This is a genomic window from Aeromonas sp. SE22 (assembly GCF_038739755.1).
GTDB lineage: Bacteria > Pseudomonadota > Gammaproteobacteria > Enterobacterales > Aeromonadaceae > Aeromonas > Aeromonas jandaei.
The window spans coordinates 122,140-146,753 of record NZ_JBCGFD010000004.1; the positions used below are offsets into that span (position 1 = coordinate 122,140).

General features: G+C 61.0%; 21 protein-coding genes. 11 read left to right on the forward strand and 10 right to left on the reverse strand.

Annotated features, from left to right (window positions below; translation table 11 throughout):
- The first annotated feature begins 13 nt into the window (after positions 1–13).
- Positions 14–502: an OmpA family protein gene (locus AAHA39_RS10065; RefSeq protein ID WP_042032037.1), complete on the forward strand. Its 489-nt coding sequence runs from the start codon at positions 14–16 to the stop codon at positions 500–502.
- A gap of 78 nt (positions 503–580) precedes the next feature.
- Here the strand turns inward: AAHA39_RS10065 and AAHA39_RS10070 are convergent, their stop codons facing one another.
- Complete coding sequence (locus AAHA39_RS10070) at positions 581–1,315, reverse strand: TerC family protein (protein WP_041210344.1); 735 nt, start codon at positions 1,313–1,315, stop codon at positions 581–583.
- A 108-nt stretch (positions 1,316–1,423) separates the two neighbouring features.
- On the opposite strand from AAHA39_RS10070, the gene AAHA39_RS10075 reads away from it, so the two are divergent.
- The 3 genes from AAHA39_RS10075 (at position 1,424) to AAHA39_RS10085 (ending at position 4,679) form a co-directional block, all read left to right on the forward strand.
- Positions 1,424–2,539: an ATP-NAD kinase family protein gene (locus AAHA39_RS10075; RefSeq protein WP_320655949.1), complete on the forward strand. Its 1,116-nt coding sequence runs from the start codon at positions 1,424–1,426 to the stop codon at positions 2,537–2,539.
- Between the two features lie 99 nt (positions 2,540–2,638).
- Positions 2,639–2,917 (forward strand): YfcL family protein, encoded by a 279-nt coding sequence (locus tag AAHA39_RS10080; RefSeq protein WP_041210342.1) that lies wholly within the window; start codon positions 2,639–2,641, stop codon positions 2,915–2,917.
- Between the two features lie 97 nt (positions 2,918–3,014).
- Positions 3,015–4,679 carry an AMP-binding protein gene (locus AAHA39_RS10085; RefSeq protein ID WP_042032040.1) on the forward strand — a complete coding sequence of 555 codons (1,665 nt, stop codon included), beginning with the start codon at positions 3,015–3,017 and terminating at the stop codon, positions 4,677–4,679.
- Positions 4,680–4,766: 87 nt separating this feature from the next.
- On the opposite strand, the gene AAHA39_RS10090 is transcribed toward AAHA39_RS10085, so the two are convergent.
- From AAHA39_RS10090 to AAHA39_RS10100, 3 genes are all read right to left on the reverse strand, one after another.
- Positions 4,767–5,930: a trans-sulfuration enzyme family protein gene (locus AAHA39_RS10090; RefSeq protein WP_104014963.1), complete on the reverse strand. Its 1,164-nt coding sequence runs from the start codon at positions 5,928–5,930 to the stop codon at positions 4,767–4,769.
- Between the two features lie 133 nt (positions 5,931–6,063).
- Positions 6,064–7,107, reverse strand: a complete 1,044-nt coding sequence (locus AAHA39_RS10095; protein WP_320655950.1) for an isopenicillin N synthase family dioxygenase — start codon at positions 7,105–7,107, stop codon at positions 6,064–6,066.
- Positions 7,108–7,553: 446 nt separating this feature from the next.
- Positions 7,554–8,192, reverse strand: a complete 639-nt coding sequence (locus AAHA39_RS10100; protein ID WP_320655951.1) for an NAD(P)-dependent oxidoreductase — start codon at positions 8,190–8,192, stop codon at positions 7,554–7,556.
- Between the two features lie 101 nt (positions 8,193–8,293).
- Here AAHA39_RS10100 and AAHA39_RS10105 point away from each other — a divergent pair, with 101 nt between their 5' ends.
- Positions 8,294–9,178: a LysR family transcriptional regulator gene (locus AAHA39_RS10105; RefSeq protein WP_320655952.1), complete on the forward strand. Its 885-nt coding sequence runs from the start codon at positions 8,294–8,296 to the stop codon at positions 9,176–9,178.
- Positions 9,179–9,206: 28 nt separating this feature from the next.
- On the opposite strand, the gene AAHA39_RS10110 is transcribed toward AAHA39_RS10105, so the two are convergent.
- From AAHA39_RS10110 to AAHA39_RS10120, 3 genes are read right to left on the reverse strand one after another with little or no spacing between them, the layout of a single operon-like run.
- A complete protein-coding gene (locus tag AAHA39_RS10110) occupies positions 9,207–10,433 on the reverse strand; it encodes an MFS transporter (protein WP_320655953.1) in 1,227 nt (408 codons plus the stop codon).
- Positions 10,430–11,329, reverse strand: coding sequence for a pirin family protein (locus tag AAHA39_RS10115; protein ID WP_320655954.1), 900 nt, complete (start codon positions 11,327–11,329; stop codon positions 10,430–10,432). The genes AAHA39_RS10110 and AAHA39_RS10115 overlap by 4 nt, the downstream gene beginning before the upstream one ends.
- Positions 11,330–11,388: 59 nt before the next feature.
- The gene (locus tag AAHA39_RS10120; protein ID WP_320655955.1) at positions 11,389–12,126 is read right to left on the reverse strand and encodes an isochorismatase family protein; all 738 of its coding nucleotides are present in this window, start codon (positions 12,124–12,126) and stop codon (positions 11,389–11,391) included.
- 192 nt (positions 12,127–12,318) lie between these two features.
- On the opposite strand from AAHA39_RS10120, the gene AAHA39_RS10125 reads away from it, so the two are divergent.
- Positions 12,319–13,254, forward strand: a complete 936-nt coding sequence (locus AAHA39_RS10125; RefSeq protein WP_320655956.1) for a LysR substrate-binding domain-containing protein — start codon at positions 12,319–12,321, stop codon at positions 13,252–13,254.
- Between the two features lie 5 nt (positions 13,255–13,259).
- Here the strand turns inward: AAHA39_RS10125 and AAHA39_RS10130 are convergent, their stop codons facing one another.
- Positions 13,260–14,168, reverse strand: coding sequence for a LysR substrate-binding domain-containing protein (locus AAHA39_RS10130; protein WP_320655957.1), 909 nt, complete (start codon positions 14,166–14,168; stop codon positions 13,260–13,262).
- Between the two features lie 292 nt (positions 14,169–14,460).
- Between AAHA39_RS10130 and metE the strand changes: the two genes are divergently transcribed.
- Positions 14,461–16,725 (forward strand): 5-methyltetrahydropteroyltriglutamate--homocysteine S-methyltransferase, encoded by a 2,265-nt coding sequence (gene metE, locus AAHA39_RS10135; protein WP_320655958.1) that lies wholly within the window; start codon positions 14,461–14,463, stop codon positions 16,723–16,725.
- A gap of 218 nt (positions 16,726–16,943) precedes the next feature.
- The gene (locus AAHA39_RS10140) at positions 16,944–17,651 is read left to right on the forward strand and encodes a substrate-binding periplasmic protein (RefSeq protein ID WP_320655964.1); all 708 of its coding nucleotides are present in this window, start codon (positions 16,944–16,946) and stop codon (positions 17,649–17,651) included.
- A gap of 98 nt (positions 17,652–17,749) precedes the next feature.
- On the opposite strand, the gene AAHA39_RS10145 is transcribed toward AAHA39_RS10140, so the two are convergent.
- Complete coding sequence (locus AAHA39_RS10145) at positions 17,750–18,865, reverse strand: glycosyltransferase family 9 protein (protein WP_320655959.1); 1,116 nt, start codon at positions 18,863–18,865, stop codon at positions 17,750–17,752.
- Positions 18,866–18,935: 70 nt separating this feature from the next.
- Entirely contained in the window at positions 18,936–19,817 is an 882-nt protein-coding gene (locus tag AAHA39_RS10150; protein WP_320655960.1) for a LysR family transcriptional regulator, read from the reverse strand.
- A gap of 157 nt (positions 19,818–19,974) precedes the next feature.
- Between AAHA39_RS10150 and AAHA39_RS10155 the strand changes: the two genes are divergently transcribed.
- The 3 genes from AAHA39_RS10155 (at position 19,975) to focA (ending at position 24,611) form a co-directional block, all read left to right on the forward strand.
- A complete protein-coding gene (locus AAHA39_RS10155) occupies positions 19,975–21,408 on the forward strand; it encodes a glycoside hydrolase family 1 protein (RefSeq protein ID WP_320655961.1) in 1,434 nt (477 codons plus the stop codon).
- 201 nt (positions 21,409–21,609) lie between these two features.
- Positions 21,610–23,370 (forward strand): 30S ribosomal protein S12 methylthiotransferase accessory factor YcaO, encoded by a 1,761-nt coding sequence (gene ycaO, locus AAHA39_RS10160; protein WP_320655962.1) that lies wholly within the window; start codon positions 21,610–21,612, stop codon positions 23,368–23,370.
- 392 nt (positions 23,371–23,762) lie between these two features.
- Complete coding sequence (gene focA / locus AAHA39_RS10165; RefSeq protein ID WP_041210327.1) at positions 23,763–24,611, forward strand: formate transporter FocA; 849 nt, start codon at positions 23,763–23,765, stop codon at positions 24,609–24,611.
- Positions 24,612–24,614 lie beyond the last annotated feature (3 nt).

Genomic DNA, 24,614 nt, shown 5'->3' on the forward strand with positions numbered 1-24,614 from the left:
AGGAGACATAACAATGAAAATATCCCTCTCCCTCAAGACCTTGCTGCTGGGGTTGATCTTCTCTCTGCTGGCAGGTTGTCAGAGTGCCCCGAAGGGGCTCACCCCTGAACAGCTGGCGGTATTGAAGGAGCAAGGTTTTTATCTGACCGACGAGGGTTGGACGCTGGATCTGGCCAACCGGGTGTTGTTTGCCAACAACGTCGGGGAGCTCAATCCCCAAACCCGTCAGACCGTGGAAAAGCTGGGCAAAGCCTTGCTTGGGGTAGGGCTCGACAAGGCGCGGGTTGACGGTCACACCGACAACACCGGCGAGAGCAGCTACAACCAGCAACTCTCCCTGAAGCGGGCCCAGTCGGTGGCGGATGTGCTCGTCTCGGTCGGGATGAAGCCAGCCAACCTGGAGGTCCGTGGTCGCGGCGAAACCGCGCCGGTGGCGGACAACAAGAGTGCTGCCGGACGGGCCGAAAACCGCCGGGTGGCCATCGTTATCGCCAACCAGTAAGCGACAATCCTGCCAAGCGTGCCGTGTGCATAGCAAAAGAGCGCCAAAGAGGCGCTCTTTTTGATCCGGCCGGCGAGCTTATGATTCGCTCTGCTCGTTGGCATCGGTGTGCTTGCGCAGGCGGATGTTGATCATCTCCACCACCAGCGAGAAGGCCATGGCGAAGTAGATGTAACCCTTCGGAATGTGCAGATCCATCCCCTCCGCCATCAGGGCGAAGCCGACCAGGGTGAGGAAGGAGAGGGCCAGCATCTTGATGGTGGGGTGGTTGTCGACAAAATCACCGATCGCCTTGGCGGCAAACATCATGATGAAGACGGCGATCATTATGGCCAGCACCATGACAGGAACGTGATCAGCCATGCCGACGGCGGTGATCACCGAATCCAGACTAAAGACGATGTCGAGAATGGCGATCTGGATCAAGGTGCTGATAAAACCGGAGGCCGCTCCTGCCACCTTTTCCGGCTCAGCCGCCCCCTCAAGGGTGGCGTGGATCTCCAGCACGCTCTTGCCGATGAGGAACAGGCCCCCCAGCAGCAGGATGAGATCGCGGCCCGAGATGGCTTCGCCCAGCACGGTAAAGAGCGGAGCCGTGAGACGCATGACCCAGGCCAGCGAGAGCAGCAGCAGGATGCGGGTACCCATGGCGAGGGCCAGACCCAGAATGCGAGCGCGCTGGCGCTGCGCCTCAGGCAGACGGCCGACCAGAATGGAGATAAAGATGATGTTATCGATGCCCAGCACGATCTCGAGCAGGGTCAGGGTGGCGAGCGCTACCCAGGCAGAGGGATCCAGAACCCATTCCAGCATGATTGAACCTTGGTTGAAAAAAAGAAGCGGAACATTTTAGCAGGGGGGAACCGCTTGTCCCAGTGGGGCGAAAAGATAAAAATGGTCGCCATCGCAAGGGAGGAGTGCATGTTTCGATTAGGGCTCATCATAAATCCGGTCGCCGGAATTGGCGGCGCAGTGGCGCTCAAGGGGAGTGACGGCGTAGTGGCCGAGGCGCTGGCTCGCGGCGCCGTGCCCAAAGCACAGGAGCGCACCCGTCAGGCACTGCTGCCGCTGTGTGAAGTGACCGTGCCGTTTGAGGTGCTGACGGTGGCTGGCGACATGGGGGAGCAGGTAGTGCGTGAACTGGGCCTGCCGCATCGCATCGTCTATCAACCGGCCGGGGAGCATACCTCTGCCGCCGATACCCGCCATGCGGCAGAGCGGATGCGGGATGCGGGCGTCGCTCTGCTGCTGTTTGCCGGTGGCGATGGCACGGCGCGGGACATCTGCGCCGCGGTGGGGGAGTCCTGCCATGTGCTTGGGATCCCGGCGGGGTGCAAGATCCACTCCGGCGTCTACGGGGTGACCCCGGCCGCCAGCGGGCGGGTGGCGGCGCGGATGATCGCCGGTGAACTGCTCAGCCTTATCGATGCCGAGGTGCGCGATATCGACGAAGAGGCGTTTCGCGCAGGCAAGGTGCGGGCTCGTCACTATGGCCAGCTGCTGGTGCCCGGCGATCTGCGGTACGTGCAGGCGGTCAAGCAGGGAGGGCGGGAGTCCGAAGAGCTGGTGCTGGCGGATCTGGCAGCCGGTGTGGTCGAGCAGATGGAGCCAGATACCCTCTATCTGATGGGCTCTGGCAGCACGGTGGCAGCCTGCATGGCAGAGCTCGGTCTGGAAAATACGCTGCTTGGTGTGGATCTGGTGGAAAATGGCAGGCTTATCGGGCAGGATCTCAGCGCCGCCGAGATCCTGACCCGGATCCGTGGCCGTCGCTGCCGGCTGATCATTACCCTGATTGGCGGACAGGGACATCTGTTCGGGCGCGGAAATCAGCAATTGAGTCCTGAGGTGATTCGGAGTGTCGGGCTGGAGAACATCCAGGTGCTGGCAACCAAGAGCAAGCTGGCTTCCCTGCAGGGGAGACCACTCCTGGTCGATACCGATGAGCCTGAATTGAACCGGGCGTTGAGTGGTTATCTGCGCATAACCACGGGATACAAGGATCAGGTCATCTACCCGGTGGCCAGCCCGGAATAGGACGCCATGGAAGCTGCTGGCCTGGCGCCAGAGAGCTGCATTCAACCCGAGTGCGGTTCCATACCCCCGAATTATTTGCCGCAAATGAGGCTGCGTTACATGACGATTCACGATTTTGAGCACAAGTTGTTGGGACTGATCGACGGCATGGTTGCTACTGCGAGCGAAGATGAACTCTTTGCCGGTGGTTACCTGCGAGGCCATATTTCGCTGGCGGTCGCCCGTGCCGAGCTGGAGGGCAAGACCCTGGTGCGGGATGTCAAAAGCTATGTGTTGCGCAGCCTCAACGAGGCGATTTTGCAAGGCGAGCTCTCCGAGCAGGACGAGCAGTTGGTGCAAGCGATGTGGATTCGTTTGCAACAACAGGCAGAAGCTTGATCGGATACACATTTCAAACTGAAGTTTGAGTTTATTCTTCCCTGAAGTTAGTGAAAGGTTAATAATAAGTTTCGCCTTTTGTTTCAGGGATTAAACTATGGCTTCAGCCTCACGTATTGCCAAAAAACTGCCGCTCGAGATGCTCTATCACTGGGAGCGGCAGTGTCCTGATCGAACCTATCTGCGTCAAACCATCAACCGCGAATATGTCGATTTCACCTGGGGTGAAGTGGCCGATGAAGCGCGGCGCATGGTGACGGCCCTGCGTCATCTGGGGCTGGTTGCCGGCGATAAAGTGGCGCTACTCTCCAAGAATTGCGCCCAGTGGTTTATCGCCGATCTGGCGATGCAGATGGGGCAGTACGTGAGCGTGCCCATCTACCCGACCGCCAACGTCGATACCATCGAATATGTGCTGCGCCACAGCGAGGCCAAGGCGATCTTCGTTGGCAAGCTTGATGACTGGAAGAGTCAGGAGGCGGGGGTACCTGCCGATCTGCTGCGTATCGCCTTTCCTTACGACACCATGCCGGCCAGCTACCAGTGGGATGATCTGCTGGAAACACACGAGCCCATTCCCGACAGCCCGGTGCAGGAGCCCGATTCCCTGCTGAGCCTGGTCTATACCTCTGGCAGTACCGGCAAGCCGAAAGGGGCCATGCTGACCGTCGAGCGTTATGCGTGGTCGTGCGAGAAGCTGGTGGAGACGGTAAACCTGACCCAGGCTGATCGCGGTTTCTCCTACCTGCCGCTCGCCCACATCACCGAGCGGGTCTACATCTACGGCGGCAGCCTGTTTGGCGGCGCCACCATCGCCTTCCCCGAATCCCTCGACACCTTCGTCGAGGACGTCAAGCGCTGCCGTCCTACCGTATTTATCTCGGTACCGCGGCTGTGGGCCATGTTCCGCATCAAGATCCACGAGAAGCTGCCCCAGAAGAAACTCGAACTGCTGCTCAAGATCCCGCTGGTCTCCAGCCTTATCAAGAGCAAGCTGAAGAAAGGGCTGGGGCTGGATCAGGCACGGGTGTTGGGCTGCGGTTCTGCACCGGTCTCCCCTGCGCTGCTTGAGTGGTATCTGAGCATCGGTCTCAAGGTGACCGAAGCGTGGGGCATGACCGAGAACCATGCGTTTTCGACCATCAACTACCCGTTTCGCGCCGACAAGATCGGCACCGTCGGCAAGGCGGGGCCCGGGGTGACCATCAAGATCTCCGACGAGGGGGAGATCCTCTGTCGCTGCGAGGGGATGATGGTGGGTTATTACAAGGATCCCGAGCACAGTGCCGAGGCCATCGATGCCGAGGGGTGGCTCCACACCGGCGACATGGGCAAGCTGGACAAGGAGGGTTATCTCACCATCACCGGCCGGATGAAGGATGTGTTCAAGACCGCCAAGGGCAAGTATGTGGCGCCGGTGCCCATCGAAGGGATGCTGGGGCAGGAGCCCATTATCGAGCAGCTCTGCGTGATTGGTTATGGCATGCCCCAGCCTGTCGCGCTGGTGCAGCTGGCCGAGAGCGCTGCCAAAGGAAATCGGGATGAGGTCGTGGCCAGACTGGAGGCTGCGCGGGTGCGGGTTAACGATCAGCTGGAGTCCCACGCCAAGATCCGCGGCATTCTGGTGGTGAAAACCCCCTGGAATATCGAGAACGGCGTGCTGACTCCCACCATGAAGATCAAGCGCCATCTGCTGGAGCAAAAATATGCCCATGTCGGGGAGCGCTGGCCCTCATCGCAAGTGGTGGTGTGGGAGGAGTAAATCCCGCATTTGCCACATCGCGACAAACAACAACGGCCCTTGATGGGCCGTTGTTGTGTTTGGGGGTTATCACTCGCAGCTATGTGGCTAGATCTGCGCCAGCGCAGCTGCCAGATCGGCGATCAGGTCGTCCGCATCTTCCACCCCGATACTGAAGCGGATGAGGTCTTCATTGACCCCGGCGGCGAGACGGCTCGCCTCGTCCATGGCGGCGTGAGTGGTACTGGCCGGATGGCAGGCAAGACTCTCCAAATCGCCCAAGCTCACTGCCTGCACGAACAGTTGCAGGTTGTCGAGCAGGGTGGCGCAGCGTGCAAACCCTCCTTCAAGTTCAATGCTCACCATGCCGCCAAAGCCGCTGGCGAAGGCGCCGAGGGCATCATGGCCCGGATGGTTGGCAAGCCCCGGGTAGATCACCTTCTTCACCGCCGGATGGGCGGCCAGAAACTCGGCCACTTTCTGGGCATTGTGCAGGTGGGCATCCATCCTCAGGGGCAGGGTTTTGACCCCGCGCTGCAGCAGGTAGGCCTCCTGCGGGCCGATGGGGGAGCCGATATGCTTGAGGGCCACGGTGCGGATCGATTTCATCAGGGCGTGAGAGCCCGCCACCACCCCGGCAATGATGTCGCCGTGGCCGCCCAGATATTTGGTGCCGCTGTGCATCACTACATCGACCCCGAGCTCCAGCGGGCGCAGCAGGTAGGGGGTAAGGAAGGTGTTGTCACACACAGTGATGGCACCCACCTTGCGGGCTGCTTCCACCACCAGCCGCGGATCTACCACCTTGAGGGTGGGGTTGGTCAGGGTTTCGAACAGTACCACCTTGGTGGCAGGGCGGATGTTGGCCAGCAGATCCCGATCGCTCTCGTAAGCGGTGACCTTGATGCCGGCGCGGCTGAAGGTCTGCTTGAGGAACGCATCGGTGCCGCCGTAGAGCGGGCCGATATAGGCCACCTCATCGCCGCTGTCGGCCAGGGCATACATGATGGCGCTCACCGCCGCCATGCCGCTCGCCACCACCAGCGCTTCGTCAGCCCCTTCCAGCGCCGCCAGTTTCTGCTCCAGCTCGGCGGTGGTGGGGTTGCCAAAGCGGCTATAGATAAAGCCGGGGGCTTGACCTGCAAAGCGCTCCTTGCCCGCCTGGGCGTTGAAGTAGCTGAAGGTGCTGCTCTGGTAGAGCGGGGTGGTGAGGGCGCCGGTCTGTGGGTCGATCCGCTGGCCGCTGTGTACGCTCATGGTCTTGAATTTCATCGTGTTGCTCCGTGATGACCAGGCTCTGGCCATGACTTGTTTTGTTGTTCGTTGCTTGTTGTTTTTGTCAGCGCGGGTATGTGCATGCGGCTTATGGCTTATGCATATACCCGCCTAGGGATCTTTGCGCTGCTTAGGCCGTTATCGCTTCGCTTTCAGTGCGCGGGAGGCGAGTTGGTTCCACCGGCCCATAGTGCCGCGCCGCCACATCCGGGTGGGAGCGCAGCCGCCCTTTCAGCACGTTCTCCCCCACCTGATAGAAGAGCGGATTGGTCGGGTCACTCTCCGGCCCTTGCGCCTGTGCTGCCAGCTCGGGGGAGAGGCTGAGCAGTGGCACGGTGGCATCGAGCCGCGCCGCCATAAAGAAGGCGCAGGAGAGGCGCGAGACGCCGGGCGGCGGGCTTACCACCCGATGCAGGGTCGCCTTGAGATAGCCGTTGGAGGCCAGCTCCAGCAGCTCGCCGATATTGACCACCAGTGCTCCCTGCAGAGGGGGCGCGGAGATCCAGCCGTTGGCCGTCTCGACCTCAAGCCCCGAATGATTGTCCTGCATCACCAGCGTCAGGTAGCCGGGATCCTTGTGGGCGCCGACCCCCTGACTGCTGCCGCCCGCCTCTTGCCCCGGGTAGTGAATGAGCTTCATGTGCTGGTAGGGGGCGCCGCGGATGCTGTCGTCAAACACGTTGGCCGGTTGCTCCAGCACTTCGGCAAAAGCGGCCAGCAGGGTGAGGGTGATGTCGCTCAGCCGCTCCTGCCACGCCAGCAGATGGGCTTTCATCTCTGGCAGGGCGATTGGCCACTGGTTGGGGCCGATCAGCCGCTGCCAGGGTTCACGGATCAGGGCTGCAGGCAGGGCTTGCGCCTCATTCATGATATCGAACTGCTCCCGCAGATCCGGCCGCTGGCGGGTTAGCTCGGCACCGACCCGGTTGTAGCCGCGAAAGTGGGGGCTGTTGACCATTTGCACCGCCAGCTTCTCCTGCTCCGGCAGGGCAAAGAAGCGCTCTGCCAGCGCCAGGGTCTCTCGCTGCTCGGCGTCACTCAGGCCATGCCCTGTCAGATAGAAAAAGCCGACGTCGCGGGCGGCCGCAGCCAGCTTGGCCAACATAGGGCGACGCAGGTCGGGTGCCCCGTTGAGGGCAGCCAGATCGATGATCGGCAGTGGTGAATGTTCCATGTGCACCTCCTCACTCTTTCGTTATCTCTGGCGCCATCTCTTCTGCTGCCTCTGGTGCGGACTGGCTTGATGAGCGGCAAACGGGATGGCGCGACAGTGTGGCGGTATGCGCTTGCGGTGTGGCGCCATCTGGAATGAAGGGGATGCTACTGTTCGGTGTTATAAGACGGAAACAACAAATTATTCTTAGTTATATACAAAATTCGAAATGGAATTCGGTGTCTGATGGGCTGACGGTTTTTTGCGCAGCCATTGCAGGGTAAAAGGGAAATGATGAGGGGGAGAGTGATAACCAGAGGCAAGTTGACAGCGGCAAAAATGACCAAAACAGAAAATGGCCAAAACAGAAGGGAGGCGGATGCCTCCCTTTTGCTTGCGCGGGTGTTCACCTGACCGAAAGCGCAGGCGAGTAAACGCGTATTCTGGCCTTAACCGGTTGCTGGCTCTCAGTAACCCAGGGTAAAGCGCTGGCGCAGGTGAGCCGGTTTTTCCACCTCATTCAGCACGCCGTCGGCCAGATCACCGGCGGTGATCCCGGCAGGCTGTTCGCCACTAAAGAGCACTTGATCGCCACCAATCCGATAGCCGCCGCGCTTCTCGCCCGGCTCCAGGAACACCGGGGGAGAGACAAAGCGCCAGTCGAGAGCGGTTTCACGGCGCAGGGCGGTGAGACCGTCGCGGGCCGCCAGTGCCCCCTGTTTCCACTCGGCCGGAAACTCCGGGGTATCCACCAGTTGCACGCCGGGGGCGACCTCCAGACTGCCGGCGCCACCTACTACCAGCAACCAGCTGTTGGCCGCTTTGGCTGCTGCGACAATCGCGTTGGCGCCCTTGAGGTACTGGTCGTAGATATCCGGTGTGGTCCAGCCCGGGTTGTAGGCGCTGATCACCCGATCGTGCCCCTTGAGCACCTCGACCAACGCTTCCGGGTTTTGGGCATCAACCGCCACGGCGGTGACCTGCGGATGGGCGGCCACCTTGCTGACATCGCGGACGATGGCGGTGACATGATGGCCACGGCTGATGGCCTCGTTCAGGATGGCTGAACCGACAAAACCGCTGGCACCGATCAGGGCAATCTTCATGGGGAACTCTCCTTCACTGTTGGAATGGGGCTATCCTACGCCGCCAGTTATGATTTAATAATCACCTATAAAATGCATTCACTTATAAGCTGGATTTAATAATGGAGCAGCTCAGACGTTACGCCATCTTCGCTGCCGTGGTAGACGCGGGCAGCATGACAGGGGCGGCCAAATCCCTCGGCATGACACCCTCTGCCGTCAGTCAGCATATCAGCCAGCTGGAGAGCCTGCTCGGGCTGCCCCTGCTCCATCGCTCCACCCGTCGCCTCAGTCTGACCGAAGCGGGAGAGGTGGTGTGGCAAGGTTGCCGGGCGTTGCAGCAGACTCTGAGCGAGACCGAGCTGCGCCTCTCGGAGGTGCGCGACGCCCTGCTCGGGGAAGTGCGGATCACTGCCCCGGTGGGGATGGCGGGCCAACCGCTGGCTCTGGCCCTCTCGCCGCTGTTGCAGGCCCACCCCGGCCTCACCATCCAGATCATCGCCGACGACGAGAAACGAGATCTGATTGCCGAGCGGATCGACGTTGCATTGCGGGTCGGCAGTTTGCCTGACTCAACCCTGGTTGCCCGTAAACTGGGGCAGACCCGGATGCTGCTCTGCGCCGCCCCCGCCTATCTGGCGCGCAAGGGAGCGCCGCGCACGCCCGCCGATCTGGCCGCCCACGACTGGCTCTGTGGCGACATGCTGGGCAACGGTTTGCTGCTGCTTGACGAGAAGGGGGGCGAACACAGGGTGAGGTTCAAGGCCAAGGTGCTCTGTAACAACGTGCTGCCCCTGCGCCAGTTTGCGCTGGCGGGGCAGGGTATCTCGCTGCAACCGGAGGGGGAGATTGGCGAGGATCTGGCGCAGGGGCGTCTGCTCGAACTGCTGCCCGGTTTTCGGGTGCAGCCGATGGAGATCCACGCCATCACGCCGCAGCGGGAGATCCCGGAGAAGGTGCGACGGGTGGTCGAGGCGCTGCGCAGCTACTTTGCAGGCGCCTCCTGACACATATCAATGCGGCTTGGCCTATCTGTCAGTTGGGTTCTTGCCCGCCAACGAGCGGGCGGCGCCACAGATAGAGTCCGATTGTCAGCAGCAAGCTGCCCAGAAAGAGCCAGCGAGCGTTCCCCCATTGGCCGTTGTCCATCATCAGGGCTGCCAGCAACAGGGGGCCAAGCAGCTGACCGAGGTTGGCGAGCTGGACAAAAAATCCCTGCACAATGGCCAGTTGCACCGGCCCCTGACTTACTCCCTGTGCTGACGAGAGGATAGCCGGCGGCGCCATACCACCCGCCAGGGAGAGGACGAGGCACAATCCATAGGCCCACCACGGCGACTGGCCGGGCCAGAAGGTGATCATGCCGCACAGCGCCATCAGACCCAGTGCCCAGCTGATGAGCCGATCTCGCGCCACGCCCCGGCGCAGCAGCCATGCCCCCATCAGGTTGCCGGGAATATTGGCGACCACCGCCAGCGCCGAGAGCAGGGCGATCTGGCTTTGGCCAATCCCGGGAGTGCCTTGCAACATGGTTGGCAGCCAGACAAAGAGCGCCCATAGCATCAGGCTGTAGAGCGTGAACGCCAACCCGTAGCGCCAGAGAGCCTTCTGCCGGAGCACCGTGAGTTGGCGCAGCGGGAGGCCCGAGTTGATCGAGTTTTGGGGTGCCCTGACCCGCAGTTTATCTGCCGAACGACTGGCGAGCAGAAGCAGCAGGGCTGAGAGTTGCAGAGCCATCAGGATCAGCCAGGCCAGGCGCCAGCCACCTTGCGCCGTGAGCCAGGGGGTGAGCAGCATGCCGGCCGCCGCACCAAGGGGCAGGTTGACCGCCCACAGACTCAGGGCCAGTCGTTTATCCTCCTCCCGGGTCACCGCCACGATAAAGGCGGGCATGGCCACCGAGACCAGCAAAAAGCCAATCCCTTCGACAATGCGCGACAGCAGCATCATGGCCAGCCCGGTGGCGGGCAGCGCCAACGCGCCGCCTGTGACGACAACCAAAAGCCCGACAACCCCGGTTTGCCGTCCACTCCAGCGAGTCAGCAGCAGGCCGAGAAAGAGGCTGAAGAGGATCGCCAGCGTATTGAAAGCCGAGGCGAGATAGCTGGCTTCGACCAGTGTCAGCCCCAGCTCGCTGCGCAGTATGCCGAGTACGGCGGGCACTTTGCCAAGGCAGAGGGCGCCGCTGGCACCGGCGAAAATGGCGAGGAAGACCAGAGGCCAACAGGTTCTTTGTGGCTGGTGGCCAGCGAGCGTGTTCATGGCTGAGATTGGCCGTTGCGCAGCCACTCATCGTTGAGCTGACCAAATTCGCCGCGCTGATAGGCATGCAGCCGATCTGCAATGGCGTCGTGGCTGTTCATCACGAAGGGGCCATGTTTGACCAGGGGTTCATTGAGCGCCTGGCCTGAGAGCAGCACGAAGTGGCAGGGCTCGGTGGCCTCAAGCTGCAGAGCCACCGCCTCGCCGCCGTCGGCAGGGAGGCTTACCCCCATCCCGTGACCTGCCGGGATGAGGTGCCGCTCTCCCTCAGCCTGCAAAGTCAGCGATCCGGTCAGGGGATAGATCATGGCATTCCAGCCCGCCGCCAGCAGATGGGTGAAGCGGCTACCTGGCTCGCTATTGCCATCGAGCAGGGTAAAGGGTTGGGGGAGTTCTGCCGAGTGTGGCGCCGTTATCCCGTTACTGTGGCCTGCGACCACCCGTACTCGCACCCCTTCGCCATGAAATTCGGGGATGGTGGCAGCGGCTGCGTGGACGGCAAAAGGCGACGCCATCTTCTGACGGGCTGGCAGGTTGACGAAGATCTGCAGGGCGTGGACATAGGGCGATTCCCCCTCCGGCTGTTCGGTATGCACGGCCCCGCGTCCGGCCGCCAGCCAATGCAGCGCTCCCGGTTCGATGGGGCCCTGATTGCCGAGGGAGTCGTAGTTGACGTGGGGGCTCGTCGAATCCTCGAACAGATAGGTGACGGCAGAGATCCCGGCGTGGGGATGGGGCTCGAAGGTGGGGGCGGTCATCTGGAAGTGATCCACCATCACCACGGGGTCTATCAGACCGTTGAAAAAGTGTTCGCCAAAATGGCTGGCTGCAAAGCCGCTGCCAATGCGCAGCGGTTGGCCCTTGACGGGGGCGGAGAGAGTCAGGCGTCTGGTCATCGATATAACCTCTTGAAGACAAAAGAAGCCTTCGGTCATCTGACCGAAGGCGGGGCGAGTTACGACTTCTTGGCACCCTCTTGCATCTGCCACACCAGGGTGGCGAAAGGCATGTCGAGGGCGCTGTAGACATCGTGCGCCTTGGGGTCGACGTTGCTGCGCAGCATCTCGACCGCGGCAGAGGCGTAGTCGGTGACCGGGATACCGGCCCCCAGCAAGCGTTGCAGACCCGTGGTGCGCTTGGCTTCGTTGAAGGTGCCGGAGGCATCGAGCACCACCCGGGTATCATAGCCGGCAGCCTTGGCAGAGAGGGCCGGGAAGCTGGCGCAGATCTCGAGGGATACCCCGGCGATGATCAGTTGTTTGCGGCCGGTCTTCTCAATGGCGGCGCGCACGGCAGGATCGTCCCAAGCGTTGATGACGGTGCGGTTGATCACTTTCACATCCGGCAGGGCACTGGTCAGTTCAGGCATGGTGGGGCCCCACATGCCATCGGGCATGGTAGCGGTCACGATCACCGGCACGCCGAGGGCGCGGGCGGCGTTGGCCAGCGCCACCACGTTGTGCTTGAGCTCGCCCACCGTGGTGTCGCGCACGCCGCTCAACAAGCCGACTTGATGGTCGACCAGCAGCAGTACCGCATTGTCTCGGGAGAGCATCTCCAGATAGCGGTTGGGTGATACGGTCGGATGGCTGGTTGCCTCGGCAGCCATGGCCGGTGTCGCTGTGGTGGCCAGCGTGGTGGTCAGGGTCGCCAGACCGAGCAGGGTGGCAGAGCAGATTTGTCGCAGTTTCATGGTGAACTCCTTGTGATATCGGAACAGTCAAACGGTCCTTGCTGGTGGGGCGGATTGCCCGCGCAGCAACCGTCTGATGGGGACCGGGCCATTATGATGGCTGCAAAAATGGCGACAATCTGGTGAAATAGGTTCTTATCGTTCCATCAATGGAACGATGTAAATGCACCTCACCCTGACCAAGGCTGCCCGATGACACCACTGGAACTTGATTTGAATGATCTCTATCTCTTCACCCATGTGGTACAGCGACAGGGATTCACTGCCGCCGCGCGGGCGCTTGGCGTACCCAAGTCGCGGATCTCGCGCCGGATCAGGCTGCTGGAGGAGCGGCTGGATACCCGGCTGCTGCAACGTACCTCGCGTCAGCTCAGCCTGACCGATGCCGGTGAGGTGCTCTATCGCCACTGTCAGGCGATGCTGGCCGAGGCGCAGGCCGGAGAGGCGGCTGTGCGGCAACGGCAGCAGGAGCCGAGCGGTCTGGTACGGATCAGCGTACCCATTACCATCGCCGATGCGCTGCTCGCCCGCTTGCTGCCCGCTTTTATGGCCCAATACCCCAAGGTGAGGCTCGCCGTGCAAGCCAGCAACCGGCAGGTGGATCTGCTGGAGGAGGGGCTGGATGTGGTGATCCGCGGGGTGGCCTTCGAGCAGCCCCCCTCCAGTTTGGTGCAGGTGCCGCTCTGTACGGTCCAGTGGGGCGTGCTGGCGACCCCGGCGTGGCTCTCTCGCCACGGTGCATTGATGCATCCGCGCCAGCTGGAGGGAGAGGATGCCCTGCTTTTCAGCTCGCTGGAGCGTCAGGCCGATCTGTTGCGGCTGCGGCACGATAGTGGGGAGAGTGAGGAGGTGGCGGTCAATGTGCTGTTGCGCAGCGACAATGTGCAAACCCTCAAACAGGCGGCGCTGGCGGGGCTCGGGATGGTGGGCTTGCCACTTTACGCCTGCGTCAATGAGCTGGCGGATGGGCGGCTGCAACAACTGCTGCCCGAGTGGCGTCCCAAAGATGGCAAGCTGGTAATGCTCTATCCCGCGCGGCGCGGCCTGTCACCGGCGGTCAGAGCCCTCATCGATTTTATCAAGGCAAAGTTGCCTGCACTGTTGGTAGAGGTCGGCCAGCCCCGCTGAAGGTGTTATCCCTCCATCTTGGTGCGAATGCGCTCGAACAGGCTCTGCAGGCAGGCTTGATCCCGATCGGCGGCCCGCACCGCGCCATACATATGGCGACGAATACCGCTCCCGAGAGGGCGGGCGCAGAGCATCCCCTGTTTGACAAACTCGTCGCTGGCCCAGCGCGGCAGGGCGGCGACCCCGAGGCCGGCGGCGGCCATCTGCAGCATCACTGAGGTATTGTCCACCGGCTTGCAGCGGGCGGGCTCCACCCCAGCGGGTTGCAAAAAGCGGCTGAAGATATCCATGCGACTGCGCTCCACCGGGTAGACCAGCAGCACTTCCGACCCCAGATCGCCCGGCTCGATGTGGCTCTGGTGGCAGAGGGGGTGATCCTGCGCCATCACCAGAGTGAGATCGAAGGCGAACAGCGGCTCGAAGTGGAGATCGCCCCGGGCCTGCACATCGGAGGTGAGCAGCAGGTCGAGCTGGCCACCGAGCAGGGTATTGATGGCATCAAAGCCCGGCACCGACTCCACTTCCAGATCCACCCCAGGCCACTGGCGGCGAAATTCCGGCAAGAGCGGCAGTAGCCACTGGATGCAGCTGTGGCAATCGAGCGCCAGATGCAGCCTGCCCGCATCGCCGCTCTGCAGGGCCTGCAGCTGTTTCTCGGTCTGGGTCAGGGCGGGCAGTACCTGACGGGCGAGGGCGAGCAGCTGGCTGCCGGCTGCGGTCAGCACCAGCGGGCGGCTCTTGCGCAGATAGAGCTCCAGATTGAGGCGGGTCTCCAGCTCTTTGAGCTGGTGGGAGAGAGCGGACTGGGTGAGGTTGAGGGTCAGCGCCGCACCGGCCAGCGAGCCCTGTTCGGCCAGCGCGGTCAATGTTTTCAAGTGTTTGATCTCTATCCCTGCATTGCTTGGCACTGCCATAAGATGGCTCCTTGTGAGATTGCGTATGGCACTGATAATGCTGTCGGCGCGGCCTGACCTTTAGCCTCAGCCTCCTGCCGTCTTGCTGCTGTGCTTCTTAACACATGCAAGAATGGGCCTCTGTATCCTCGCGCTGAACCTGATTGGCGGTCAGTTGAGGATTATTTGAGAGCCAGTTGAAGAGGATTCAATAGCCAGCGTCACCTTATCTTGTCATTTTGGATGTGTAAACATCTGGACGGCTAAATCATCCAGTTTCCCATCAGATGAATGAGCATAAGGAAATGAACCTATGACACGAGCACACACCCTGGGCTTCCCCCGTATCGGCGCCAAGCGCGAGCTGAAATTTGCCCTCGAATCCTACTGGCGTGGCGAGACCACTCAGGCCGAACTCGTTGCCGTGGGCAAGACGCTGCGTGAGCGCCACTGGCAGGCACAGCACGGCGCCGGGGTCAATCTACTGCCGGTGGGCGACTTTGCCTGGTACGATCAGGTGCTTGGCACCAGTCTGCTGGTGGATGCAGTGCCTGCCCGCCATCGCCATGGCGAGACCGATCTCGACACCCTGTTCCGGGTCGCCCGCGGCCGTGCGCCGACCGGCCCGGCGGCGGCCGCCGCCGAGATGACCAAATGGTTCAACACCAACTATCACTATCTGGTGCCGGAATTCAGCCGTGATCAGCGCTTCAAGCTGGGCTGGAGCCAGCTGTTTGACGAGGTCGAAGAGGCCAAGGTGCTGGGGCTGCCGGTCAAGGCGGTGCTGCTGGGGCCGATCTCCTATCTGTGGCTTGGCAAGGAGAAAGAGAGCGGCTTCTCGCGCCTTGAACTGCTCGATCGCCTGCTGATCGTCTATCAGGAGATCCTGGCGAAACTGGCTGCACAAGGGGTGGAGTGGGTGCAGATCGACGAACCGGCGCTGACGTTGGACTTGCCGGACGAGTGGCGGCTGGCCTACCTCAACGCCTACGAGCGCCTCGCGGGCCCCTGCAAACTGCTGCTCACCACCTATTTCGGCTCAGTGGCCCATCAGCGCGATATCATCACCAGCCTCAAGGTGGATGGCCTGCATCTGGATCTGGTGGCCGCCCCCGAACAGCTGGAGACCCTGGTGCCGCATCTGCCGGCCCAGTGGGTCATCTCCGCCGGGGTGATCAACGGCCGCAACGTCTGGCGTGCCAACCTGGCCAAGCTGGCGCCGACCCTGAAGGCACTGAAAGCCAAACTCGGCGAGCGGCTCTGGGTGGCCTCATCCTGCTCATTGCTGCATAGCCCGGTGGATTTGACCCTGGAGCAGGAGCTGGATCCCCAGACCCGCAGCTGGTTCGCCTTCGCCTTACAAAAATGTTTCGAGCTGGGACTGCTCAGAGAGTATCTGGATGGGGGCGAGCTCGACAAAATCACCGCCTATAGCCAGCCCATCGTGGATCGCGAGTCTGATAGCCGCGTCCACAAGAAGGCGGTGCAGTCACGGCTCGCCAGCCTCACCAACAGCGATTTTGATCGCCACAGCCCCTATCCGGTCAGGGCCGAGCTGCAGCGCTCAGATCTCAAACTGCCGCTGCTGCCCACCACCACCATCGGCTCCTTCCCGCAGACCTCGCAGATCCGGGTATTGCGGCAGGATTGGCGTGCCGGTCGCATCGATGACAGCGCCTACGAGGCGGGCATTAAGGCAGAGATCCGCGATGCCATCGCGCGTCAGGAGGCCATCGGGCTGGATGTGCTGGTGCACGGCGAGGCCGAGCGCAACGACATGGTGGAGTATTTCGGTGAGCTGCTGGATGGCTTTGCCATCACCCGCTTCGGCTGGGTACAGAGCTATGGCTCCCGCTGCGTCAAGCCGCCGGTGATCACCCGCGATATCGACCGCCCGACCCCCATGACCCTGGCGTGGACAAAGTTTGCCCAGAGCCTGACCGACAAGCCGGTCAAGGGGATGCTGACCGGCCCAGTGACCATCCTCTGCTGGTCCTTCCCGCGCGAAGACGTGAGCCGCGAGCAATCCGCCCTGCAAATCGGGCTGGCCATTCGCGACGAGGTGGCTGACTTGGAAGCCGCCGGCATCAAGATCATCCAGATCGACGAACCGGCGATCCGTGAAGGGTTGCCGCTGCGCAAGCAGGATCATCAGGCTTATCTCGACTGGGCGGTGCGCGCCTTCCGTCTGAGTGCCAGTCCGGTGGCGGATAGCATCCAGATCCACACCCACATGTGTTACAGCGACTTCAACCTCATCATCGAGGCGGTGGCGGCGCTGGATGCGGACGTGATCACCATAGAGACCAGCCGCAGCCAGATGCAGCTGCTCGAAGCGTTCGAACGTTTCAACTACCCCAACGAGATTGGCCCGGGCGTCTACGACATCCACTCGCCAAACGTGCCGAGCCAGAGCTGGATTGAGGGGTTGCTGCGCAAGGCGGCCAAGCAGATCCCGGCCAAGCGGCTCTGGGTCAACCCGGATTGCGGCCTCAAGACCCGCGGCTGGGAAGAGACAGAAGCCGCCCTCAAGGTGATGGTCGATGCCACCAGGGCGCTGCGCGCCGAGCTGGCGTGATCAGAAGGTCGTAGCCGCCATCGATAAGGTGGTGTGCTGACAAAGCAACGAGAGAGGGGACGCCACTGCTTCCCCTCTCTTTTTTCGTTGGCCACTTTCTCCACTGGATCCTGAGCCTTGCCGCAGCCCGCTTTGCACTAGGCTCAGAGGTGGCAGGAGTGGATGGAGTCGCGGCCATGGGTGTTGGTATGAGGATCGCAATCCTGTGGGGATTGCTGATGTGGCAGAGTGTCTGGGCGGCGCCAGCGTCCGAGTTGAAGATGGTCTATTTTGACGACTTTGCCCCATATTCGTGGCGTGACGAACAGGGCAAGATGCGCGGGCTGATGATCGACGTGATGGAGCGGGTTGCGGCGCAAATGGGGCTGCGGGTGCACCACGAAGGCTATCCGTGGCAACGGGCGCAAAAAATGGTGCGTCTGGCGCAGGCCGATGGTTTCGTGACCGTTGCTACCCGCGAGCGGCGCAGCTATACCCTGGTTGTGGAAGAGCCGGTCACCATGACGACCCTGACGATATTTACGCCGCGCGCTCATCCCCATATGCCAGAGTTCCTGCAAGCCAAACGTCTGGGGGATCTCAAGGCGTTCACCTTTCTCGACTATCTGGGCAATGGCTGGGGCAAGGAGAATCTGGCCAGCTTCACCGTTCATCACACCATTAATGTTGATAACGTTTTCAAAATGCTGGCGGCGGGTCGGGGGGATCTGATGGTGACAGACCCACTGGTCGCACACTTCAAACTCAACAAGCTGGGGTTGGCCAATCAGGTGGTTGAAGTGCCACTGGTGCTTGAGTCGACACCGTTTAACCTCTGCATCGGCAAACACTCCCGCTTCAATACCCGGATCACCGAGTTCAACAGGGCTTTGCAGCAGTTGCGACAAAGTGGCGAGCTGGCGCGCATTGAAGCACGCTATCGTTGAACCCTGATGACACAAGTCGTTGCAACTTGGGGGCTAAAAACGAAAGAGGGAAGGCGCAAGCCTTCCCTCTTTATTTGCATCAACTACAAGCGCCGCATTCAGCACGCTTGCTGCAGATTGAGTGGCTGGGGGGCGGATTGTTCCATAAACAGTGGCGCGGACGGCAGTGATGGGCGCTCACGCTCCAGCACCCGACTTAGCCACTGGTGATTAAGGGCGATCTGGTCGCGATCAGTCACCACCAGATTGTGGTGCTGGGCACCGAGGCAGCCGTAGTGGCGCGGATCTGTCTGGGTAAAGAGGCCAAGACAAGGGACACCACTGGCGGCAGCCAGATGCAGCGGCCCGGTATCGCAGCTGACAAAGAGGGAAAGTCCGGCTGTGACGGCCGCAAATTCGCACAGACTGGTGAGCGAGAGGGTGGCATCACCGACCAGAGGCAGTGGCGCAGCCGGGTCGTTGAACTGGATCATCACCGCATCGGGAGCTTGCCGGCGCAATTGGGCCAGCAGTCGTTGCCACTGAATGGGGGAGAGCCCCTTGCCTTTGCGGGCGCCGGTAAAAAAGCCGATAAGCGGTTGCCCCGGGTGCGCACTGGCCAGCTCCGCCAGCTGAGGATGGCAGGTCGCCATGGGCAGCTCCAGCGCTATCTGCTGCTCGGGGCCCGCATCCACTCCCAGCAGGCGCAGCGGGCGGTAGGCATAGTGGCGATCTTCTTCGATGGGTTCCGGACGGGCGAAGATCGCATCCCCTCTGGCATCGTCAAATCCCCGTTTTTCGCAGCCGCGCACCCAGGCGGCCAGCAGGTGGTCGGTGCTGGAGGCAAACGGCACATATACCCTATCGTAACGCTGCTGGCGCAGTTGCCAAAGGGCGGGCAGGGCACTGAGCAACCCTTTCCCCTGCAATCTGATCAGATGAATGCGGTGCAACTTGAGGGCAGTGAACAGGGGGAGCAGTGGCCCCTTGCAGCAAACCAGCTCGATCTCGGCGCCGGGGTGGGACTTTTGTACTTGCTGCAGGAAGGGGAGCAAAAAGAGGTTGTTGCCAATCCGGTTGTTGCTGCGAACCACAAGAATGCGGCGAGGGGGCGCTTCACCGGGTGGCAGCAGGGAGCCTCGGGCCAGCCAGGCGAGGAGCGAGCGTTCGATGCCGGATGTCCATTGGCGACGCTGACCGTCGAAGCGGCGCAGTATGTCTCTGACTTTTTTCATGGGGGCGTACTCGGGCTGAGAAGAATGCCCCCTAAATAGACACAGGGATTCTTAAGAAATTATTAATTTTTTAATCAGGAAGGGGATTTTCCCCCGTTATGTGATCGGTAACCGTCTGCCAGAAGGCATCAGCCAGTGGCGAGTGACTATTTGGCGGACGGATGAGGCCAATCGCCCAGCACGCCTCGCTCTCCGTTAAGGGCAGGGTGAGCACATCCGGGTGCTCTATGGTGGTGGAGGAGGGCACCAGGGTCCAGGCGATCCCGGCGGCGGCGGTAGCGACGCCCGCTGCAAAGTCGTTGACATACTGGATCCCCTGAAAACGCAGCCCGCTCTGGGCCAGATAGTTCATCAAGTGATCGTAAAACGACGGCGCCTTGTCCCGGCGCAGGATAGCCAACGGCTTATCCACCAGATCTGCCAATTTCCTCACCTCCCGATAGCTGGCGGGCAGCACGGCGACGAAGTGGGCTCGCTCGACCGGCATGGCGTGCCACCCCTTGGGGGCGGGCAGGCGGCAAAAACCGAGATCCAGCTTGCCCTCGCTCAGCGCCAGCAACTGGTGGTGGGTGGAGAGATCGTTGAGCTCAATGGTCACCTGCGGTCGCTCGGCGCGAAAGCGGGCGATGACCGCAGGCACCAGGATCTTGGTGGCCACGCCAAAACCGATACGCAGGGTGCCTACGTTGCCCGCCAGCACATCGCGGGCGGTGCGGGAGAGCTGCTCGCTCTGGATGACCACAGCGCGGGCATCCTCATAAAGGGCCCGCCCCAGCACAGTGAGGCGAGTGGTGCTGGCGTTGCGATCGAACAGTTCGCCGCCCAGCTCCTCCTCCAGCCGCCTTATCTGCTTGCTCAGGGCCGACTGGGTGACATGCTGACGTACCGCCGCCTGACCGAAGTGGAGTACCTCCCCCAAGGTGACGAAGGCCTTCAGATCCCGTAGCTCCACAGTGGCTCCTTTCATTCCTGTTGGGAATATTGAATGGTCATATTTGTCATTGGACGGAATTTTAGAACTGTTCGATGCTATTGCCAATTCAATTGGGTGCCGCCAGTCGGCGCAATCTAGGTGGCCAGGACCACCGCCGCAGAAGGAGCAACACCAGATGCATCATCACAAGTTCAACGACTTCCCGAGCGATTTTCTGTGGGGCGCCGCCTCTGCCGCCTATCAGGTGGAGGGGGGCTGGAATGCCGATGGCAAGGGGCCCTCGGTGTGGGATCTCTTCACCAAGCAGCCTGGCAAGACCTTTGAGGGGAGCAACGGCGATGTGGCGGTAGATCACTACCACCGCATGGAGGAGGACGTGGCGCTGATGGCCGAGATGGGGCTCAAGGCTTACCGCTTCTCGGTGAGCTGGCCGCGCATCTACCCCACCGGTCGGGGGGAGGTGAACGAGGCGGGTCTGGCCTTCTACGAGAAGCTGATCGACACCCTCTTGGCCCACCAGATCGAGCCGGTGCTGACCCTGTATCACTGGGATCTGCCGCAGGCGCTGCAGGATGAGTACGGCGGCTGGGAAGATCGACGGATCATTGAGGATTTCGAGCGCTACTGCGTAACCCTCTATCAGCGCTTTGCCGGCAAGGTGAAGTACTGGGTCTCCCTCAACGAGCAGAACTACAACCTGACCAATGCCTATCAGCTCGGCACCCATCCGCCCGCAGTGCAGGATCGCAAGCGCTTCTTCGCCGCCAACCATATCGCCTTTCTGGCCAATGCCCGGGTGATCAAGGCGTTTCGCCAGCATGTGCCGAACGGCTTGATTGGCCCGAGCTTTGCCTACTCCCCTGCCTATCCGGCGTCGTGCGACCCGAAAGATATGCTGGCCTATGAGAACGCCGAGGAGTTCAACAACCTCTGGTGGCTGGATGCCTACTGCTTTGGCCGTTATCCGCAGGCGGCGCTCGCTTACTTACGGGAAAACGGCGAGGCGCCCGAGATCCTGCCGGGCGATATGGAGTTGCTGCGCGAAGGGACGCCCGACTACATCGGCGTCAACTACTACTACACCCTGACCTACACCGATAACCCCTTGGGTGGTCAGACCCTGCAGCGGATCAACACCACCGGCAAGAAGGGTACTACGCCCTCGAGCGGCATTCCCGGCCTCTACAAGACGGCGCCCAATCCGCACCTTGAGACCAGCAACTGGGACTGGGCCATCGACCCGACCGGGATGCGCATCGCGCTGCGCCGCCTCTCTTCCCGTTACGGTTTGCCGCTGATGATCACCGAGAACGGCCTTGGCGAGTTTGACAAGCTGGAGGCGGGCGACAAGGTGAACGATGAGTACCGCATCGATTATCTGCGCAGCCACGTCAAGGCGTGCCAGGAGGCGATGCAGGATGGGGTGGAATTGCTTGGCTACTGCGCCTGGTCGTTCACCGACATCCTGAGCTGGCTCAACGGCTACCAGAAGCGTTACGGCTTCGTCTATGTGGAGCGTGATGAGCAGGGGGGCTCCCTTCGCCGGATCAAGAAGGCGAGTTTCCACTGGTACAGCCAGGTGATCGCCAGCCAGGGCAAGCAGCTCTGACGGTTTATCGCGTCGCGTAACAAGCGGGCCCGGGCAATCCCCGGGCCCGTTTGCTTTGGTTGCCATCTTTGGCAGAGAGGGGAGAGGGGGCCGGAAGTGGGGCGCATTGCTTGGCGTTTGCTGATTTTTGTCCTGCCAAAGCCGGCGACCCCTGCTATTATCTGCGGCCAAACATGAGCCAATAAAAATCAGGATATCGTGATGACTGACCACACTTTTATTCCCGGCAAGGACGCGGCGCTGGAAGACTCCATCGAACGCTTCCAGACCAAGCTGCAAGCCCTGGGCTTTGATATCGAAGAGGCCTCCTGGCTCAACCCCGTGCCGAACGTCTGGTCGGTGCACATCCGGGACAAGGAGTGCTCCCTCTGCTTTACCAACGGCAAGGGGGCCAGCAAGAAGGCGGCACTTGCCTCCGCTCTGGGTGAGTATTTCGAGCGTCTCTCCACCAACTACTTCTTCGCCGACTTCTATCTGGGCGAGCAGGTAGCCAACGGCGATTTCGTTCACTACCCGAACGAGAAGTGGTTCCCCATCGAAGGGGAGCAACTGCCAGCCGGTCTGCTCGACAGCTTCACCCGCAAGTTCTACAACCCGGATGGTGAAGTGACCGCCGAGATGCTGGTGGATCTGCAATCTGGCAACGAGGAGCGCGGCATCGCCGCCTTGCCGTTCGAGCGCCAGTCCGATCACGAGACCGTCTACATCCCGATGAACATCATCGGCAACCTCTACGTCTCCAACGGCATGAGCGCTGGCAACACCAAGACCGAAGCGCGTACTCAGGCACTCTCCGAGGTATTCGAGCGCCACGTGAAGAACAGGATCATCGCCGAGGCACTGAGCCTGCCGCAGATCCCGAGCGACGTGATTGCCCGTTACCCGGGGATTGCCGCCTCCATCGCGGCGCTGGAGGCGGAAGGTTTCCCGATTTATAGCTTCGATGCGTCTCTGGGCGGCCGCTATCCGGTTATCTGCGTGGTGCTGCTCAACCCGAGCAACGGCACCTGCTTTGCCTCCTTCGGCGCCCACCCGCGCTTTGAAGTGGCCTTCGAACGTACCGTCACCGAGTTGCTGCAGGGCCGTGGTCTCAAGGATCTCGACGTGTTTGTGCCGCCCTCATTCGACAACGAGCAGGTGGCGGATCACCACAACCTCGAAACCCACTTCATCGACTCTTCCGGCCTTATCAGCTGGGATCTGTTCAAGGAAGAGGCCGACTTCGAGTTTGCCGACTGGGACTTCCGCGGCACCTCGCAGGAGGAGTTCGATCACCTGATCGGCATCTTCCACGAGCTGGAGCAGCCGGTCTATATCGCCGATTACGAGCACCTGGGCGTCTACGCCTGCCGCATCCTGGTGCCCGGCATGTCCGACATCTATCCGGCCGAAGACCTGCTGCTGGCCAACAACACCATGGGTGCCCATCTGCGCGAGACCATCCTGGCGCTGCCATCACTTGATTGGGATGCCGAGCAGTATATGGCGTTGTTTGATCAACTGGACGAAGAGGGGCACGACGAGCGTACCCGAGTGCGTGAGCTGCTGGGGATCGCTGCCGCCAAGGGCACCGCGCTGCACACCCTGCGCGTCGGTGAGCTGAAAGCCATGCTGGCGCTGGCTGCCGGTGAGCTGGAGACTGCTCTCGATCTCATCGACTGGACCATGGAGTTCAACCAGTCGGTGTTCACTGCCGAGCGAGCCAGTTACTACCGTGCCCTGCGTGCCTGCGTCGAGCTTTTCCTCGACGAGGAGCGCGACCCCGAGCAGTATCGCGGCGTCTTTACCCGCATGTATGGCGAAGAGACGCTGGCACAGGCGTGGGCCAACGCCAGCGGTGAAGCGTGCTTCCACGGGCTGGAGGCGGCTGACTTGTCGCTTTCCCAATTCCCGCTGCACCAGAAGCTGCTGGCGGCTTACGAGAAGCTGCAAAAGGCCAAGCGTGCCCACCAGTGGTCATAAAGATACATTGACAATGTGCGAGTAAAGGAGGGGCCGGTTGGCCCCTTCTGTTTGATGCAGATAAGCGATGTCGTTGTTATTCAAAGATGAAATAAAAAACAAAAAATACCTCTAAGGGGGTTGCAGGCAGGGCAGGGGGCATGCTTGGGAACTGCAAAGATATCTTGCCAATGCATGGTTTATGTGGCGAACTATAAATTCTTTAAAATCATTACATTAAAAATCCAACACTTCTGTTTCAGCTGAAACCTGGTGTAAACTGGCGTAGCCATGCGGCTCAAATATTTGTAGTAAAATTACAATCGCACACTGATAAATTTGATCGATGTCAATTTTGGCCATTTGGCCCTTTGTTATGATTTCAACAGGCAAAACATTCAGGTAGATCATAATTGAAAGCTGAATCCCCATTCGATTGTCTCAAGCCCGAAGCCATCGCTGCACTGGCTGAAGACATCACCTACGCCAAGGCTACCAAGCCGGCATACAAGGTCATTCCACTGGCCATTACCGCAGGCGCTTTCATCGCCATCGCATTTATCTTCTACATCACAGTGACTACCGGAACCGGTTCCATGCCTTGGGGTATGGCCAAGCTGGTCGGCGGTCTCTGCTTCTCTCTCGGACTTATTCTCTGCGTACTGCTTGGTGCCGAGCTGTTCACCTCCACCACCCTGACGCTGGTAGCCAAAGCGGCCAACCGGATCAGCTGGGCCCAGCTGCTCAAGAACTGGGGGCTGGTCTACTTCGGCAACCTGATTGGCGGTCTGCTGATGGTGGCGTTGATCATCGTTTCTGCCGAGTACACGGCAGCAGACGGCCAGTGGGGTCTGAATGCCCTGAAAGTGGCTCAGCACAAAATTCACCACACCTTCTTCGAAGCGGTGGCGCTGGGTATCCTCTGTAACCTGATGGTATGTCTGGCTGCATGGATGGCATTTGGTGCCCGCAGCGCGACTGACAAGGTAGTGGTTATGCTGCTGCCGGTTGCCATGTTCGTTGCCTCAGGTTTCGAGCACAGCATCGCAAACATGTTTATGATTCCGGTTGGCATCGCTATCCATAGCGTGGCTGGCCCGGAGTTTTGGCAGGCCATCGGCCAGGATCCGGCAACCTTTGCTGACCTGACCGTATCCAACTTCGTCCTACACAACCTCATCCCCGTGACCATCGGCAATATCATCGGTGGTGGCGTGATGGTTGGTCTGACTTACTGGTTTATCTTCCGTCGTCATCATTAAGGA

Bases quoted from the DNA above. Each gene is read 5' to 3' on its own strand.
- AAHA39_RS10065 (WP_042032037.1), top strand. From the start codon at position 14: ATGAAAATATCCCTCTCCCTCAAGACCTTGCTGCTGGGGTTGATCTTC.
- AAHA39_RS10070 (WP_041210344.1), bottom strand. From the start codon at position 1,315: ATGCTGGAATGGGTTCTGGATCCCTCTGCCTGGGTAGCGCTCGCCACC.
- AAHA39_RS10075 (WP_320655949.1), top strand. From the start codon at position 1,424: ATGTTTCGATTAGGGCTCATCATAAATCCGGTCGCCGGAATTGGCGGC.
- AAHA39_RS10080 (WP_041210342.1), top strand. From the start codon at position 2,639: ATGACGATTCACGATTTTGAGCACAAGTTGTTGGGACTGATCGACGGC.
- AAHA39_RS10085 (WP_042032040.1), top strand. From the start codon at position 3,015: ATGGCTTCAGCCTCACGTATTGCCAAAAAACTGCCGCTCGAGATGCTC.
- AAHA39_RS10090 (WP_104014963.1), bottom strand. From the start codon at position 5,930: ATGAAATTCAAGACCATGAGCGTACACAGCGGCCAGCGGATCGACCCA.
- AAHA39_RS10095 (WP_320655950.1), bottom strand. From the start codon at position 7,107: ATGGAACATTCACCACTGCCGATCATCGATCTGGCTGCCCTCAACGGG.
- AAHA39_RS10100 (WP_320655951.1), bottom strand. From the start codon at position 8,192: ATGAAGATTGCCCTGATCGGTGCCAGCGGTTTTGTCGGTTCAGCCATC.
- AAHA39_RS10105 (WP_320655952.1), top strand. From the start codon at position 8,294: ATGGAGCAGCTCAGACGTTACGCCATCTTCGCTGCCGTGGTAGACGCG.
- AAHA39_RS10110 (WP_320655953.1), bottom strand. From the start codon at position 10,433: ATGAACACGCTCGCTGGCCACCAGCCACAAAGAACCTGTTGGCCTCTG.
- AAHA39_RS10115 (WP_320655954.1), bottom strand. From the start codon at position 11,329: ATGACCAGACGCCTGACTCTCTCCGCCCCCGTCAAGGGCCAACCGCTG.
- AAHA39_RS10120 (WP_320655955.1), bottom strand. From the start codon at position 12,126: ATGAAACTGCGACAAATCTGCTCTGCCACCCTGCTCGGTCTGGCGACC.
- AAHA39_RS10125 (WP_320655956.1), top strand. From the start codon at position 12,319: ATGACACCACTGGAACTTGATTTGAATGATCTCTATCTCTTCACCCAT.
- AAHA39_RS10130 (WP_320655957.1), bottom strand. From the start codon at position 14,168: ATGGCAGTGCCAAGCAATGCAGGGATAGAGATCAAACACTTGAAAACA.
- metE (WP_320655958.1), top strand. From the start codon at position 14,461: ATGACACGAGCACACACCCTGGGCTTCCCCCGTATCGGCGCCAAGCGC.
- AAHA39_RS10140 (WP_320655964.1), top strand. From the start codon at position 16,944: ATGTGGCAGAGTGTCTGGGCGGCGCCAGCGTCCGAGTTGAAGATGGTC.
- AAHA39_RS10145 (WP_320655959.1), bottom strand. From the start codon at position 18,865: ATGAAAAAAGTCAGAGACATACTGCGCCGCTTCGACGGTCAGCGTCGC.
- AAHA39_RS10155 (WP_320655961.1), top strand. From the start codon at position 19,975: ATGCATCATCACAAGTTCAACGACTTCCCGAGCGATTTTCTGTGGGGC.
- ycaO (WP_320655962.1), top strand. From the start codon at position 21,610: ATGACTGACCACACTTTTATTCCCGGCAAGGACGCGGCGCTGGAAGAC.